This window comes from Pedobacter sp. NJ-S-72 (assembly GCF_053890575.1).
The window spans coordinates 2,349,247-2,365,694 of the sequence record NZ_CM132681.1; the positions used below are offsets into that span (position 1 = coordinate 2,349,247).

At 39.3% G+C, this 16,448-nt stretch carries 12 protein-coding genes and 4 pseudogenes; 13 read left to right on the forward strand and 3 right to left on the reverse strand.

Annotated elements, in window-relative coordinates; translation table 11 throughout:
* Positions 1-30 precede the first annotated feature (30 nt).
* Positions 31-2,740: pseudogene (gene alaS, locus ACWYN3_RS15745) on the reverse strand (alanine--tRNA ligase).
* Positions 2,741-2,856: 116 nt separating this feature from the next.
* Between alaS and ACWYN3_RS15750 the strand changes: the two are divergent.
* The 8 genes and pseudogenes from ACWYN3_RS15750 to ACWYN3_RS15785 form a co-directional block, all read left to right on the forward strand.
* Positions 2,857-3,177 (forward strand): annotated as a pseudogene (locus tag ACWYN3_RS15750) (MerR family transcriptional regulator); the annotation flags it as partial.
* 470 nt (positions 3,178-3,647) lie between these two features.
* A complete protein-coding gene (locus ACWYN3_RS15755; RefSeq protein ID WP_456221984.1) occupies positions 3,648-4,178 on the forward strand; it encodes a hypothetical protein in 531 nt (176 codons plus the stop codon).
* Positions 4,179-4,300: 122 nt separating this feature from the next.
* On the forward strand, positions 4,301-5,329 hold the full coding sequence (locus ACWYN3_RS15760; protein ID WP_456221985.1) for a hypothetical protein: 1,029 nt from the start codon (positions 4,301-4,303) through the stop codon (positions 5,327-5,329).
* Positions 5,330-6,181 carry a ComEC/Rec2 family competence protein gene (locus tag ACWYN3_RS15765; RefSeq protein ID WP_456221986.1) on the forward strand — a complete coding sequence of 284 codons (852 nt, stop codon included), beginning with the start codon at positions 5,330-5,332 and terminating at the stop codon, positions 6,179-6,181.
* Between the two features lie 5 nt (positions 6,182-6,186).
* The gene (locus tag ACWYN3_RS15770) at positions 6,187-7,437 is read left to right on the forward strand and encodes a ComEC/Rec2 family competence protein (RefSeq protein ID WP_456221987.1); all 1,251 of its coding nucleotides are present in this window, start codon (positions 6,187-6,189) and stop codon (positions 7,435-7,437) included.
* 37 nt (positions 7,438-7,474) lie between these two features.
* A complete protein-coding gene (locus ACWYN3_RS15775) occupies positions 7,475-7,882 on the forward strand; it encodes a hypothetical protein (protein WP_456221988.1) in 408 nt (135 codons plus the stop codon).
* 331 nt (positions 7,883-8,213) lie between these two features.
* The gene (locus tag ACWYN3_RS15780; protein WP_456221989.1) at positions 8,214-8,945 is read left to right on the forward strand and encodes an enoyl-CoA hydratase/isomerase family protein; all 732 of its coding nucleotides are present in this window, start codon (positions 8,214-8,216) and stop codon (positions 8,943-8,945) included.
* Between the two features lie 18 nt (positions 8,946-8,963).
* Positions 8,964-9,635, forward strand: a complete 672-nt coding sequence (locus tag ACWYN3_RS15785) for a DUF4412 domain-containing protein (RefSeq protein WP_456221990.1) — start codon at positions 8,964-8,966, stop codon at positions 9,633-9,635.
* Positions 9,636-9,715: 80 nt separating this feature from the next.
* Here the strand turns inward: ACWYN3_RS15785 and ACWYN3_RS15790 are convergent, their stop codons facing one another.
* Positions 9,716-10,198, reverse strand: a complete 483-nt coding sequence (locus ACWYN3_RS15790) for a flavin reductase family protein (RefSeq protein WP_456221991.1) — start codon at positions 10,196-10,198, stop codon at positions 9,716-9,718.
* A gap of 550 nt (positions 10,199-10,748) precedes the next feature.
* Here ACWYN3_RS15790 and ACWYN3_RS15795 point away from each other — a divergent pair.
* Positions 10,749-12,929: a DPP IV N-terminal domain-containing protein gene (locus ACWYN3_RS15795; protein ID WP_456221992.1), complete on the forward strand. Its 2,181-nt coding sequence runs from the start codon at positions 10,749-10,751 to the stop codon at positions 12,927-12,929.
* Between the two features lie 88 nt (positions 12,930-13,017).
* Here the strand turns inward: ACWYN3_RS15795 and ACWYN3_RS15800 are convergent, their stop codons facing one another.
* Entirely contained in the window at positions 13,018-13,794 is a 777-nt protein-coding gene (locus ACWYN3_RS15800; RefSeq protein WP_456221993.1) for an SDR family NAD(P)-dependent oxidoreductase, read from the reverse strand.
* 148 nt (positions 13,795-13,942) lie between these two features.
* Here ACWYN3_RS15800 and ACWYN3_RS15805 point away from each other — a divergent pair, with 148 nt between their 5' ends.
* From ACWYN3_RS15805 to ACWYN3_RS15820, 4 genes and pseudogenes are all read left to right on the forward strand, one after another.
* Positions 13,943-14,191 (forward strand): hypothetical protein, encoded by a 249-nt coding sequence (locus tag ACWYN3_RS15805; protein ID WP_456221994.1) that lies wholly within the window; start codon positions 13,943-13,945, stop codon positions 14,189-14,191.
* A gap of 15 nt (positions 14,192-14,206) precedes the next feature.
* Positions 14,207-14,953, forward strand: a pseudogene (locus ACWYN3_RS15810) (ligase-associated DNA damage response exonuclease); the annotation flags it as partial.
* Between the two features lies 1 nt (position 14,954).
* On the forward strand, positions 14,955-16,319 hold the full coding sequence (locus tag ACWYN3_RS15815) for a cisplatin damage response ATP-dependent DNA ligase (protein WP_456221995.1): 1,365 nt from the start codon (positions 14,955-14,957) through the stop codon (positions 16,317-16,319).
* A pseudogene (locus ACWYN3_RS15820) lies at positions 16,279-16,431 on the forward strand (hypothetical protein); the annotation flags it as partial. The gene ACWYN3_RS15815 and the pseudogene ACWYN3_RS15820, both read left to right, overlap by 41 nt.
* Positions 16,432-16,448 lie beyond the last annotated feature (17 nt).

A 16,448-nucleotide genomic window follows, 5' to 3' on the forward strand; every position in this document is an offset into this window, starting at 1 on the left:
TGAATCCTGACTTGTCAGGACGATTTATGATTATTGGATTAACGTTGCCGCTTTCTCCAGAACTTTTGATAGTCCGTCTTTATTCTTTCCTCCGGCAGTAGCGTAGAAAGGTTGTCCACCCCCGCCACCCTGAATATCCTTAGCCAGTTCTCTGACCATATTTCGAAGCATTCAGTTTCTTTTCAGTAACCAGGTTATCAGATAACATCACGCTAATTCCAGGCTTATCATCAATTAGCGTAGTGAAAACCAAATACAGGTTATCAACAATATCTTTGATTGAAAAAGCCAGATTCTTCACGGCATCAGCATTTGGAAGATCCACATGAACAGCAATCATATTGATACCATTAATCGTTTTCATATGATGAACGATTTCATGTTTAAGATTTCCGGAGCGTTCAGTAACGGCTTTTTCCGCTTCCTTTTTAAGCTTATTATTTTCTTCCACCAGAGCAGTCACCGCAGCCGATAGATCTTTATTTCCTTTAAGTAGCGTCCTTAACTGACTGATTTCCTTACCTTGATTTACGACAAACTCTTCCGCACGATCAGCAGTAATTGCTTCTATACGTCTTACACCAGCAGCTACGGCACTCTCAGAAATGATTTTGAAATAGCCGATCTGACCGGTAGCCTGCACATGTGTACCACCACATAATTCCTTCGAATAGTTATCATCGAAAGTAATGATGCGGACAAAGTCACCGTACTTTTCACCAAACAAAGCAGTCACTCCGCTTGATAAAGCCTCTTCATAAGGAACAAGTCTTTGCTCTTTCAGGGAGATATTATCTCTTACTCTCTCTCTTATTAACAATATGTTCAATCGCTGCTAATTCTTCGTCGGTGATCTTTGTAAAGTGTGAGAAATCGAAACGCAGGTAATCCGCGTTTACTAAAGACCCCTTTTGATTCACATGATCGCCCAGGACGCTTTTTAATGCCGCATGGAGTAAATGTGTCGCCGAGTGATTATTATTCGTTTGTACACGCTTATCTTCGTCCACAACAGCCCAGAACAAACCATCTATGTCCTCAGGTAATGAATCTGCGAAATGTACGATCACTCCATTCTCTTTTTTGGTATCAGTAATCTCAATAGAGAACATTCTGCTATGATCTTCCAGTCGACCGGTATCTCCTACCTGACCACCGCTTTCACCATAAAAAGGAGTTTTTTGCAATACGATCTGGTATTGCTCTTTTCCTTTCGCAGTAACCTGTCTGTATTTTAATATTTTAGTTTCAATCTCCAGGAAGTCATACCCTACAAATTCCGTCTCAGGATCATCATGTACCGTGATCCAGTCACCTGTATCGATTGCGGTAGCAGCTCTTGATCTCGCTTTCTGTTTTTGAAGGCTCTTATGGTACTCATCCATATCCACAGTCCATCTTTTTTCCCTTGCCATCAGTTCGGTAAGGTCAATCGGGAATCCATAGGTATCCTGTAATTCAAAAGCGAAATCACCGGAAATCACCATCTGATCTTTCAGGATGCTGTAAACCCAGGCATCCTCAAAAGATTTCTCCAGATCAATCGCATTTTCAGACATCAGGAATTCTGCTTGCTTAACCGTATAGTTTTCAAAACGCTGAATCCCCGTAGCCAGTGTTCTTAAGAAAGAAACCTCTTCTTCCAGCACTACCTTCTGAACAAAATCCTGCTGTAGAACCAATTCTTCAAAAACGCCTTTGAACTGCTCAGCAAGAACAGGTACCAATTGATTTAAGAATGGCTCTTTCAGGTCAAGGAAAGTATAAGCATAGCGAACTGCCCTTCTTAAAATCCTGCGGATCACATAACCTGCCTTATTGTTTGCAGGCAATTGCCCATCAGCAATTACAAAAGAGATGGCACGAATATGATCGGCCATTACACGCATGGCAATATCTGTTTTTTTTTTTCGTTAGTCCCGTAAACTATACCAGATTTCTTAGCGATGAACTGGATAAGCGGCTGGAATACGTCAGTATCATAGTTTGATGCTTTATTCTGCAACACGCGGACCAGACGTTCAAAACCCATTCCTGTATCAACATGTTGTGCAGGTAAAGGTTGTAATGAACCATCTTTTAATCTGTTGAACTGCATAAATACATTGTTCCAGATCTCTATAACCTGTGGATGATCGGCATTCACCAATTCTTTACCACTTACAGCTGCACGCTCTTCATCAGGGCGGCAATCCACGTGGATTTCAGAACATGGGCCACATGGCCCCATATCTCCCATTTCCCAGAAATTGTCTTTTTTATTTCCCAGAACGATCCTATCTTCAGGAACATATTGCTTCCATAATTCGAAAGCTTCAGTGTCTCTTGGAAGACCTTCTTTTTCGTCTCCTTCAAATATGGAAACATATAATTTATCTTTAGGGATACCATAAACTTCCGTCAGTAACTCCCAGCTCCAGGCAATAGCCTCTTTCTTGAAGTAGTCACCAAAACTCCAGTTACCCAACATCTCGAACATGGTATGGTGATAAGTATCAATACCCACTTCTTCGAGGTCGTTATGTTTACCGGAAACCCGTAAACAACGTTGTGTATCTGTCACTCTTGGGTACCTGGCCGGTGCCTCTCCTAAAAAGATGTCTTTAAACTGATTCATACCTGCATTGGTAAACATCAGTGTCGGATCATTTTTTACAACGATAGGTGCTGATGAAACGATATGGTGTTGTTTCGATTCAAAAAATGCTAAATAGGCTTGTCTGATTTCTTTTGCTGTCATTCGTAGTAGAAATTATCCAACAAAATTAAAATTTTATTGCGGTATTCTACTAAAATCCCTTTACATTTGAATGCTTTATATAAAAGCCATAAACCACTAAATATCAACAAAGAAGTATGCCTTACAAGGAACGGGAAATTAATAAAATGTATTACACGATGGGTGAGGTGACTGAAATGTTCAATGTAAACGCTTCACAGATCCGCTTTTACGAGAAGGAATTTGATGTTCTTCAACCTAAGAAAAACAAAAAAGGTAACCGTCTTTTCACTCCGGAAGACATTGAAAATTTAAAGATCATTTTCCACCTGGTGGACGACAAAGGCTTTACACTTAAAGGTGCAAAAGACCATTTAAAGAACAATAGTACCGATGTTAAAGAAAATCAGAAGATCATTGCATCACTGGAAAAACTGAAAGACTTCCTGTTAAAGCTAAAACGAAGAAATTTAATTAATAAATTAACATTATTAATTAAATCAATATTACTTTGGCATTCCTATGCCAAAGCTAACTCTCCTATCCATTCATTGTCCCGGATTCCAAAGTATCAGGATTTCTTTGCCGGGATACGGTATATTACTCCTTTTCATCTTTTGTTGTCCTTATGCTACTGTTTTTGCGCAGGAAGAGATCCGTATCAAGGAGATCATTTCGTCCGTAACAGAAACTTTTACAGAAGAGGAGGATCTTTCTGAGCTGACTGAGCGACTTTCGTTCTATCTCAAACATCCTATAGATCTCAATAAGACAAATCCCGAAAGCCTGAAAGGACTGTTTTTCCTTTCCCCTTTACAAATCAGTAATCTTTTCAAGCATATTCTGATTAACGGCAAGTTAAAGGACGTATTGGAGCTTCAGTCAATTGATGGTTTTGATATAACGACAATCACCAGGTTAATCCCCTTTGTCACCGTTAAGGAAACAGGGGAAACTGAATTTCAGAAAAATCTATACAGGTAACAGCGAGCTAACGCTGAGGTACGGACTCTTACTGGAAAAACAGAAAGGATACCAACTGCTTCAGGGAAGCAGATACCTGGGCAGTCCGGAAAAAATCCTGCTCAAGTACAGATACAACTTTAATGATCAGGTTGCAATTTCAGTGCTCGCAAAAAAAGATGCAGGTGAAAGCTTTTTCAGCGGAGCCAGCAAAACTGGTTTTGACTTTATTTCAGGAAGCCTTGCCCTGTATAAAACAGGCAGGTTTAAAAAGATAATCGCCGGAGATTACAGCCTGCAATTTGGACAGGGACTAAGCTTATGGACCGGCTCATCTTTTGGAAAAGGAGACGACGTATCAGGGATAGCAAAAAAAGACACCGGGCTTAAACCCTATACTTCTGCCAATGAGTATTCCTTTTTCAGAGGAGCAAGTTTAGTTTATAGTTTATTAAAAAGCATTGATTTAACCTCATTTATATCATTTAGAATTTAGATGCGAGCCTGACCAAAACAGCTGATGGAATTTATAAACTATCAGCCGTTAACACCAGTGGCTTACATAGAACTGCTACTGAATCTGCGCATAAAGGGAATCTTGGATTATTGCTTTATGGCATGGCAGCAACCTATAACAAGAACAACTTAGACTTAGGTATAACTGCTTATCATTCCAGCTATCAGCATGAATTTATGACCGGAAACCAGCGCTATAAACAGTATAGTTTTAGTGGCAAAGAGCTAACCAATCTGGGATTTCATTACAATTACACTTTTAAAAACATTTACTTTTTTGGCGAACTTGCTCAAAGTATTCCTGGTGGCATGGCACTTTTGAGCGGAGCCATGGCCAGCCTCTCCCCCCGTATTTCTACAGTAGTTGTTTTCAGGGATTACGGGAAAGAACATGTTACCTTTTACAGCAAGGGAATGGGTGAAGGAACCGCAGCAGCAAATGAAAAAGGTATTTATAGTGGTATTCATTACAACATTTCCAGAAAATGGACCGCATCTGTTTATGGAGACGTTTTCTGGTTTCCATGGGCAAAGTACAGGATTGACGCCGCTTCTGCGGGATATGAACTAATGGGGCACCTCAGTTTCAAACCAAACAAGACATTTAAAGCCTTGTTGAGCTGGAAAACCAAACATAGTGAACAGAATGAAGACCCGGGTCTGCCCGTGAACCCTCTGGTGGATCTCAGAAAAGACAATTACAGACTGGAAGTGCATTGGAAAGCAGGCAGAAAAATAGAACTGCAAAACAGGCTGGAAATAACCAGCTATAAAAAGGGTTTAAAGAATTATGAATATGGATACCTGATTTATCAGGATGCAGACTATCATCCCATGTCGTCCAGGTTTTCAGGTAATCTCAGATTGGCTTATTTCCATACCACATCTTACAATAGCAGGATCTATGCTTATGAAGATGATGTGTTACATGGATCCGGATCGGGTGTTTACAGCGGTGAAGGAATCCGTACATTTCTAAACCTGAGTTACAGACTATCCAAACACCTTCGCGCCTGGTGCAGGTATGCAGTTTACCTCTATCCGGGAAAGTCAGGAACAGGCTCAGGACTTGACCAGATCGATGGAAATAAAAAGTCTGACATCAAGTTTCAAATGCGTTATCAGTTCTAAATGAAACTACAGCAGGGCTATTCTGTTTTCGGAAAAATTCTACTCCCATTTTGCATAGGATTATGGGTTTTGCATGTAACAGAGAATACCAAATTAAATTTCGCCATACAATTTTTTGCTATTTTACTATTTATTTTATTATTAACAATCAGTCTATTATATAGACTACTTAAAGTTTACCATTATAAAAAAGGAATTGCAACTTTGATTAACCTTTTCTTTTTATCATTAGGATTTCTCTGGTATGCTAACGCAAATCAGGCCGGGAATTCTAACAACTTTTCACTTAAGCAGGCAGATTTCCTCTGTATATCCATCACCGGAGAACCTCAGCAGCAAGGATCAATAGTAAGGTTCAAAGCGAAAGTTCATGCGACCTATTTTGCATACCAGAGACAGGAAGCAACCGGCAACCTACTGGTTGCTATTCCCTCAGATTTACACCACCCGGTCTTGCTTCATTATGGAGAAGTTTACCTCATACCAGCTCAATACAAAACAATAGAACCTTCATTTAACCCGGCAGAATTTGACTTCAAAACCTGGCTGTCTTTCCAGGGCATCAACCACCAGATCTTCCTCCAGCCTCAGGAGCTGATCTCTTTAAAAAAGAATAAAGGAATTGCTTTAATCAGGTTTGCGCTGGCACTCAGAAAACGACAGGTGGATTTATACAGAACCCTGATCAGGGATGACAATGCCTATGCAGTTGCCTCTACTTTGATCCTTGGTTACAGGGCCGACTTAAATGCAGAAACAATGTCTGCTTATTCAAAAACAGGAACTATCCACGCGCTCTCGGTTTCGGGTATGCATGTAGGGATTATCTACCTGGTCATCACCACGCATTAAAGTGGATGGACAGAAAATCAATACTGAGGTGGATTAAAGTCATCATCCTGCTCGCTTTAATTTGGTTCTACGCTTTGCTAACCGGATATTCTCCTTCGGTATTACGCTCGGCGGTGATGTTATCCATGTTCATTCTGGCAAAAGCTGTTCACCAGGACACAGATAGCTATCATATCTTATATTTCTCCGCTTTCTGTCTGTTATTGTACAATCCATTTTTCCTGTGGGACGTAGGTTTTCAGCTCTCTTACCTTTCTATCCTGGGATTGATTTATTTACAGCCAAAACTGGAAAAACTCATTACGTTCAGATCCTTTTGGTTGAAAAAGCTCTGGAGTTTGATATCGCTCTCTGTGGCCGCACAGGTTTTCACTTATCCATTGAGCTGTTATTACTTTCATCAGTTCCCTGTCTATTTCATCATCAGTAACCTGTTTATCGCACTTCCAGTTATACTTTTAATGTACATAGGCATTACACTGCTAATGTTCCGCTTATATTGGTTATCACCGTTATTTGAATGGCTGATTATTTTTATGAACCGCGGATTGGAAAAAATTGCAGGTCTCCCCTACTCCAGTATCAATTCGATATGGTACACCAAAACTGAACTCGTCTTACTCTGCTTGTTCCTGTTTTTCCTTTTCGCTGCATGCTCACAAAAAAACAAATATCTGCTGGTGCTTTCTTTACTGCTGTTTTCCTGCTTTCAAGGTTTGCTTGCGTATGATAAGATTAAAACAGGACAACAACAGAAAATCATTCTTTTCGCCCTAAACAGAAACTACGCCGTAGCGTTTATCAGTCAAAAAAAAGCAGTACTGGTAACGGATTTGAAACCTGGAGACAAAACTTTCAGCTTCCATATACAGCCTGCTCTGGATCAATTAAAGATCCGCAAGATTACCTGTTTAAAATGGAATGAAAGCATCAGTATGAATGGCCTGATCATCAAAGAGCATCAGCTTGTGTTCAGAAACTTCAGGGTATTGCTGCTTGATACTACGCTAAACAATCAGAAGATCAGGAATAAGCCCATATTTGATGCCGTATGGATACATAGGAATGCTAAAGTAAAAATCAGTGACCTGAGGCAGGATATAAGCTTAAAAAAAATATGGGTAGATGCCAGCAATAAAAATTATGCAATTCAGAACTATCTGAAGGACAACATAAATTTTAGTGGATCGGTAATCGTTCTAAAAAAAGACAAGGAATATTTAAAACAGGACAGGATCATAGACCTAGGATTTTGAACTCTTTAGCTATCTTTGTAAAAAAATATATAAAACAATGAGTGAAATTAAACAATCTCCAGTCCTGAAACATATTGTAAATGTAATTAAGAATGCCATAGCAGATTCTAAAGTTGAAGAGCAATCTGAAAGCGTTTCAGTTATAAAAGATGGGAATGATTCAATTCATATAACGCAATTATTTGATAGCACTGAAAATATTGATACAATTTTCATTACTGATAAAAAAGAAATATTATTTAGTGAAGATTTATTAGAAACCTTACAGGATATACATGAAACGGCTAAAGCTGATGCAAACCTGAAAAAAGCATTACAAGCCGCTGCTATCGTCATCAACGATTTAAGCATTGAAATGGATTTTATATTCCAGGCTGCCAGAGCTTCATTTGATGAACTAAGTGATAGTTATGAATTTATAAAAGCAACAGAAAAAAAAACATAGAGGAATTAACTGCCCAATTTAAGTTCGGTGATAACAAATTTGATTTAACAATTAAAAATGAGTCCGATAAAATTCACATTGGAGCTGAGGTTAATAAGCTGGTAACCCCAGCGGTTAAAAAAACCATTGAAGCAGATGTTGCCAAGATTGAACAGGCATTAAACAAAATGTTCAAATCATAATCGTTTGATTCCCCCGGCTTCCATATGAATGTGGAAGCCGTTTTTGTTTAACCTGAATTTGAACCAAATATAATCAATAGTATCCCCCATAGTTATGGCATCATCCCGTATTATTATATACAGTAAACGAACGTGTCGCTACAATTTCATTGAACCGTCCTGATAAGCGCAATGCCTTTAATCCAGAACTGGTAAGTTCTTTAACGGGGGCATTATTAAAAGCTTCTGATGATGAAGAGGTGAAAGTGATCATTTTAAAGGCCATTGGTGATGTCTTTAGTGCTGGTGCTGACCTTGCGTATCTACAACAATTACAAAATAACACACACGAGGAAAATGTTCAGGACAGCAACAACCTGAAAACTCTTTTCACTACAATCTATTATCTTCCTAAAGTAGTCATTGCACAGGTTGAAGGTCATGCAATTGCAGGCGGATGCGGACTGGCAACGGTTTGTGACGTCACTTTTGCTATTCCTGAGGCAAATTTCGGTTATACAGAAGTAAAGCTTGGCTTTGTGCCTGCAATAGTTTCTTGTTTTTTAATGCGTAAAACGAGTGAAACAATAGCAAAAAAGATACTATTGACAGGCGATTTGTTTTTTCAGCGGAGCAAGCAAGCACTGGCCTATAATTTGATTACCTATGTAACAAACAAGGAAGAAATTAGTCAGAAGGTACAGGATTTTGCGCAAAAGCTTTGCGAAGAGGCTTCAGGAAACTCCCTGATGGTAACTAAACAACTAATTGGTCAGACTACCAATCCTGAATTGGAAAAAAGTTTGAACTTAGCAGTACAAATCAATGCGAGGGTCAGAGAAAGTGAAGACTTTAAAAAAGGAATCGCCTCTTTTATCAACAAAGAAAAAATTAAATGGTAAACTATCAAAACTAAAAATATGTTAAAATCAATTAAAACAAGTGTACTGGCTGTAATATTAATCAGCACTGCAGTGATTGCACATGCACAGAAAAAAGTAAATGAAGGCACACTTACCTATGGAATTACTTACGAATTAACTGCTGAACAACAATCAATGGCTTCACAGCTTCCAGCAGAGACAAAATTCAAATTCAATGGAAATATTTTAAAGATTGAAATGCAGCAGGGCCCTGCAAAAATCACTATAATTTCTGATGGTGTTCAGAAAAATGGATTGGTATTGGTTGATGTACCACCTATTCAAAAACAATATGCAGTGAAAACTACCAAAGAAGAGACTGAAGCGACTATGGGTAAAACACCTGTATTAAGCGATTTCAAAGCAACTGGTGAGAAATTGAAAATTGGTCAGTATAATACTGAAAAATACACTTATAAAGATGACAAAGGCACTCCTTTCGAACTTTGGGCAACAACTGAGATTCAATTACCAGAAGGAATTATCGGTGAAGAATTCAAAACAGTAAAAGGAACTCCTATCAAATTCACGCGTGTACAAAACGGTGTGAAAGCAGTTTTAACTATCACAGCTCTGGCTGAAGATAAAGTTGGCCCTATATCACTTGAAGTACCTGCAGCTTATGAACTGACTACTATGGATGCTTTAAGAGCAATGGGCGGTCAATAAGCATTAAGAACCGGAGGAAAGGCCTTCTGAGAACTGCATAATGTGGTTATCATCAGAAGGCTTTTTCTTTTTCATTTTAATCACCTGTTTATCATTGCACGGTCAACGTCCGGACTACGATACAGATGCTCAGCTATTGTTGAAAGGGTTGAGGTGTTGACTTGTTCACCCAATCCATAAAACTGCTGGAAACTCATAATCAGTGGTCTCCATTTGTCAGGATCTACCCGATTAGGCTGACCATCCATCTGGATTGATTCTTCCAAATAAATACGCTGGACACGCAACTCGATCGTTACTAGTTTTCCACGTTGAAGTTCGTCCTCCTGAGCCAAGTCGTGAATATTCTCTACTACTGCTTCCATTTGTACAGGACATTCTGCAACCCTGGGTGCAGCAACTGTTTCTGAAAATAATGGAGTTAGTCCGGCTAACTTAAATTTATCAGCTTCATACCTGTATCCTTTTTGTGCTTTCCCTGCAGGTACAGGAAAAGTTCCAGTTGTTAACGCAAGGCGATTTACAGCTTCCGCCTGATTTACTGATGGCAGTTTAAAACACACTCACCTGTACGGCCGATATTTTCAGTCGTTTTTGAAAAGGAGGAGATGCCGATCACACAACGCCAGCCCAACCAAAATACCGATGAGATAGGAGCAAGATTATTTGTTCCGTCCATATTGCGAGTACTGATCAGCACTACCGGAGTGCCGAAATAAAGAATTGATGGTTCACTTAAATGATGCATGTTATTTCGTTTAATGCCCAAAATTACCTGCCAGCAAGTGAGTTTAACACCCGTTTCTTGCGCTATTTATATAAATATGTCTTAAAGATAAAATCAATTCACTATTCTCTCGAACTCAAACTGAAGAAGAGAGGAAATTCTCTTTTTAGCGTATCATTAACCGGAATAAGCTCCTTTATATGCGGCCATCTCAATTGTCGCTACACGGTAGCGACAATCGGAAGAGAGAGAGACGGAATAAATCCAAAAAATAATTAATTATATCAAACTTGGAAATGCGCTTTAACCAGAACAAACAATGTACTACATTTTGAATTGCAGAGAGATCAGAAAACCCCTGAAAAAATTAAAATTATTCAAATCAAATGAAGCGGAAACTCATTATTTTAAAGTTAACGACTGTCTTGTTTATCACCTCTTTTTTTGTAACCGCAGCAAACGCTCAGTATAAAAAAGAAGGAGTTAACTGGACAAAAGATGGTAACGGTTATTATCAGAATTCATACAGAGGAATCGAAATAGTCACTTTACCAAAGAACGAGACAAAAATACTTATCAGCAGCGAATTACTTACGCCTGCCGGACAAAATCAACCATTACCAATCAAAGACTTTGTTCTTTCTGCTGACGGGACTAAAGCTTTGATCTATACCAATAGTAAAAGAGTATGGCGTTATGAAACCAGAGGCGACTACTGGCTTGCAGATTTAACAACTAATAAACTAACTCAAATTGGGAAAGATAAACCAGCTTCATCTTTGATGTTTGCCAAATTATCACCGGATGCAAGTAAAGTTGCCTATGTAAGCGGCCATAATTTATACGTAGAAGATATTGCTGGCGGAACTAGTAAAGCTTTAACAACAGATGGTACAGCCAGACTAATCAACGGTACTTTTGATTGGGCCTATGAAGAAGAATTTGATTGCAGAGATGGTTTCAAGTGGAGTCCTGATGGTACTTCTATCGCTTACTGGCAGCTCGACGCCAGTAAGATCAAGAATTTTCTGATGATCAATAACACAGATTCGATTTATCCTTATACTGTACCAGTTGAGTATCCAATTGTTGGAGAAAATCCTTCTTCATGCAAAATTGGGGTTGTCAATGTAAGCACTGCACAAACTAACTGGGTAAGGGTTCCTGGTGATGCAATACAAAATTATATTCCAAGAATGGATTGGGTGCCTGATACAAAAGATCTGATTTTACAACAGCTGAACAGAGAACAAAATACCAGTCGTGTTTTTGTAGCCAATACACAATCAGGATCGGTATCCAATATTTATACGGAAACTGAAGCATGGATTGATGCTGCACCTGAATGGCAATGGATCAACAATGGAAAAGAATTTATCTGGCCAAGTGAAAAAGACGGATGGCGCCATTTTTACAGAATCAGCAAAGATGGCAAGAAGCAAACACTAATCACCAAAGGCGATTATGATGTAATTAAATCCAGTTTAGTTGATGAAAAGAATAATACCTTTTATTTTATTGCTTCACCAACCAATGCAACGCAAAAATATCTGTTTAAGACAAAATTAGATGGAAAAGGAAAACTAGAACAAGTTACCCCTTCTGTTCTGCCTGGAACACATGATTATGATATTTCTCCCAATGGTATTTTCGCAAACCATAACTATCAGAATGCTAATGTATCTCCGATCAGCGAATGGATGAAGTTAGACACAGGTAATCCTTTCACTATGGAGGGCAGTTTAACAAACCAGCTGGCAAAAATCAGACCGCCAAAAAACAAAACTGAATTTTTCAAGATCAAAACTGAAGATGGCGTTGAGCTTGACGGCTGGATGAAAAAACCAGATAACTTTGATCAGACAAAAAAATATCCTGTAGTATTTTATGTTTATGGTGAACCAGGTGCACAAACTGTCCTTGACACCTATGGAGTCTCTTACAATTTCTTATATGCGGGTGATATGCCTAAAGACGGTTATATCTATATTTCAATAGAAAACCGTGGTACACCAGCACCAAGAGGACGCGAGTTCCGTAAGTCTGTTTACAAAAGCATTGGTACACTAAACATTCGTGATCAGGCAATGGCTGCTAAAGAAATCCTGAAATGGTCATTTGTAGATAAAGACAGGGTCGCTGTATGGGGATGGAGCGGAGGTGGTTCATCTACCCTGAACCTAATGTTCCAGTATCCTGAAATCTATAAAACCGGTATCGCTATTGCAGCAGTAGGCAATCAGCTGACTTATGACAATATTTATCAGGAACGTTATATGGGTTCTCCGTTAAAAACTAAAGAAGCTTATGTTAAAGGTTCACCAATTACCTATGCTAAGAACTTACAAGGTAATCTACTATATATTCATGGTACAGGTGATGATAATGTTCATTATCAAAACGCAGAAATGCTGATTAACGAGCTGATTAAAAACCAGAAAGTATTCCAATTGATGTCTTACCCTAACCGTACACACGGAATTAGTGAAGGAGCTGGTACAAACGCTCATCTTTCTAAAACTTATACTAAGTTTCTTCAGACTAACTGCCCTCCGGGAGGCAGATAATCTGCTAAGAAAATATAAAACCCCCTTATCTGTCTAACAACAGACAAGGGGTTTTCTTTTTAACACACCTTTTTTCTATTATTCTGGATTAAGCTCCCTGACCAATATTGATCATTAAGCCACCATCCATTACATAAGTACTTCCAGTCACGTAATTCGCTTCATCAGAAGCCAAAAATAAAGCCAGAAAAGCAATTTCTTCCGGCCTTCCCGCCCTTCCGAGCGGAATATGCTGCTCTGCTTTTTCTCTGACCTGCGGATCATCCACAGCCTTCTGATTCATCGCAGTAAGAATCATTCCCGGAGCAATATTATTGACATTGATCCCAAATTTGCCTACTTCCAAAGCCATTGTCCGCATCAAATTCCTTATACCAGCCTTTGAAGCATTGTAATCAGCATTACCCGGAGCGTTTATTTCTTCATGGACAGAAGATATATTGATAATTTTCCCAGGTTTACTCACCCCTTTACGATGTTGGATAAACTTTCTGCTGCAAAAAAATGTTCCATACAAATTCGTTTTGATAGTTTTATCAAAAGTATCAGTAGTCATTTCATCAATTGGAATTCCTGATCCATTTACTCCCGAATTATTTACCAGGATGTCAATTCCGCCAAACTCTTTAATGATAGCTTCCATTTTCTCTTCCACATCCTGTTCCTCACTGACATCAAATTTGATTAAAATAGCTCTCCCACCGTGTTTCTTTACTTCTTCCAGAGCCTCCTGCCCTCTTTCTTCATTACTATGATAACAAACGACTACAGTTGCGCCGTTTTTAACAAATTCTATAGCAATGGATCGTCCGATCCCAGAATCTGACCCCGTTACCAATGCAATTTTGTTTTCCAGTTTCTTCATGTGTTATGCTTATATGCCTGATCTTCTTTGCTCTTAACAAACCCCAAAAACCAGGATATGTTTTAGATTACCTGACACTTAACATCATAGAAACCTTTTGTAAACCTTCCGTTAAAACTTTACAGATACCTATTTGTTGTAACAGCCAATGGCACTGATTTCATTCACCAACAAAGGTATATATTGTAAACGGGGAGGTTTTTACATTGATCCCTGGCAGCCAGTAGATCTGGCTGTAACTACGCATGGACATGCAGATCACGTGAAATCCGGCAATAAAGCCTATTTATGCCACGAGCTTACCAAACCTATTTTATTACAAAGACTGGGGGCCGATTTACCTGTACAAACCTTACCTTACAACAAAGAAATCACTATTAACGGTGTCAATTATTAAGCTTTTTTTCCTGCCGGACACGTAATTGGATCTTCACAAGTAAAACTGGAATATAAAGGAGAAATATGTGTTGTTTCGGGAGACTATAAAGTAGAATACGACGGCATCAGTACTGCTTTTGAACCCGTTAAATGCAATACTTTCGTTTCTGAAAGCACGTTCGGCCTTCCTATTTATAAGTGGCTGCCACAGGAAGAAGTATTCGGAAAAATAAGGAACTGGGTTTCTGACAACCATGATCAGTTAAAAACAAGCGTATTAATAGCTTACAGCTTAGGAAAAGCACAACGGTTGATTAAAAATCTTGCAGGTGACACCAATATCTATGTGCATCAATCTATTGCCAATTTAAATGAAGGATTTATCAGGGCTGGCGTTGATTTGCCCCCAACGATCAGGATTACGCCGGATATAAAAAAAGAAGATTTACAAAAAGGTATAGTAATCGTTCCTCCTGCACTTGCAGATGGTAAATGGATGAAAAGCCTGATGAGCGCTTCAACAGGAATTTGTTCCGGATGGATGCAGGTCAGAGCAGGGCGCAGATGGAAATCGGCCGATGCCGGATTTGCATTAAGCGACCATGCAGACTGGCCGGGTTTGTTATCCGCCATCAAATCTACGCAGGCAGAAAAGGTATTTATTACACACGGATTTGTTTCCACATTCGCCAGATATCTGAATGAAACAGGAATAACGGCTGAAGAAGTAACTACCCGCTATGGAAACGAAGAGGAAGAAGAAATTTTAAAAGAAGCTTAACTTGAAAAGGTTTACCGAACTGATACAGCAGCTCGAAATGAGCAATAAGACCAACGACAAGATCGCGGCCCTGGTTAGCTATTTCAACATGGCTGACGAAAAAGACAAACCTTACGTAATTGCAATGTTTACTGGCAAAAAACCACGCAGACCAGTTGCAACAGCCTTAATTAAAGAATGGGCAATAGAACTGAGCGCTATTCCTGCCTGGTTATTTGCCGAGTGTTATCATAGCGTTGGCGATTTAAGTGAAACTATTGCCCTTGTACTCCCTCCTGCTAAACATGGCAGAGACCGTAAGTTACATGAATGGATAACAGACCTGGCTAAATTAAACGGTCAGGAAGATTCGGTAAAAAAGGAATTTATCCTTCAGGCATGGGACAGTCTGGATACACAGGAACGGTTCATCTTCAATAAACTGATCTCCGGGAATTTCCGGATCGGTGTATCTAACAAGATGCTGGTCAATGCGATCGCTAAACAAAGTGATACAGACAGCAATAAAATCATGCACAGTATTATGGGGAAATGGGCTCCGGGAGAGATCACTTATAAAGAGCTGATTGAAGGCGTACATGTCAACACAGATAATTCATGGCCCTACCCTTTTTGTCTGGCTTATGCATTAGATACTGAACCAGAAAAACTAGGCGAAACTACAGCGTGGCTGGCAGAATGGAAATGGGATGGTATCCGCGGTCAAATTGTAAAACGAAACGGGGAGCTATTTATCTGGTCAAGAGGCGAAGAACTGGTAACAGATCAATTTCCGGAACTACATTTTCTCAAGGATGAATTACCTGACGGAACGGTAATAGATGGAGAAATTCTTTCTGTAAAAGACGGAAACGTACAGGCATTCAGCATCCTTCAACAACGGTTAAACAGAAAAACTATTCATAAATCACAGTTAAGAGATGCCCCTATAGGTTTCTTCTGTTATGATATAGTCGAAACTGAGGGAAAAGATATCCGAACAGAACCACTTTCCAGGCGGAGAAAAACACTGGTTGAGCTCATGTCCACCCTTACAATCAAAGACATCGCTATTCTTTCGCCAGTGATCAGTTTCAATAGCTGGGAAGAACTCGCTGAAATCAGAAAAGTGTCAAGAGAGAATAACAGTGAAGGCATTATGCTAAAAAAACTGAGCTCTCTTTACCACAGCGGCCGTAAACGCGGAGATTGGTGGAAATGGAAAATCAACCCCTATACAGTGGATACAGTAATGATTTATTTATGCACAGAAAGGAAGTGGCCGCAGAGCCAATCATTTTACCGACTATACTTTTGCGGTAAGAGACGGAGAACAGCTGATTACGATAGCCAAAGCTTATTCAGGATTAACAGACAAAGAAATTAAAGAAGTAGATTCCTTTGTAAGGAAAAATGCCATTGAGAAATTTGGCCCGGTAAGAACCGTAAAACCAGAGCTCGTCTTTGAAATTGCATTTGAGGGAATCGCTGAAAGCAAAAGACATAAAGCTGGTCT

Coding starts and splice junctions, on each gene's coding strand:
- ACWYN3_RS15760 (WP_456221985.1), top strand. CDS start 4,301: ATGGCAGCAACCTATAACAAGAACAACTTAGACTTAGGTATAACTGCT.
- ACWYN3_RS15765 (WP_456221986.1), top strand. CDS start 5,330: ATGAAACTACAGCAGGGCTATTCTGTTTTCGGAAAAATTCTACTCCCA.
- ACWYN3_RS15770 (WP_456221987.1), top strand. CDS start 6,187: ATGGACAGAAAATCAATACTGAGGTGGATTAAAGTCATCATCCTGCTC.
- ACWYN3_RS15775 (WP_456221988.1), top strand. CDS start 7,475: ATGAGTGAAATTAAACAATCTCCAGTCCTGAAACATATTGTAAATGTA.
- ACWYN3_RS15785 (WP_456221990.1), top strand. CDS start 8,964: ATGTTAAAATCAATTAAAACAAGTGTACTGGCTGTAATATTAATCAGC.
- ACWYN3_RS15795 (WP_456221992.1), top strand. CDS start 10,749: ATGAAGCGGAAACTCATTATTTTAAAGTTAACGACTGTCTTGTTTATC.
- ACWYN3_RS15800 (WP_456221993.1), bottom strand. CDS start 13,794: ATGAAGAAACTGGAAAACAAAATTGCATTGGTAACGGGGTCAGATTCT.
- ACWYN3_RS15805 (WP_456221994.1), top strand. CDS start 13,943: ATGGCACTGATTTCATTCACCAACAAAGGTATATATTGTAAACGGGGA.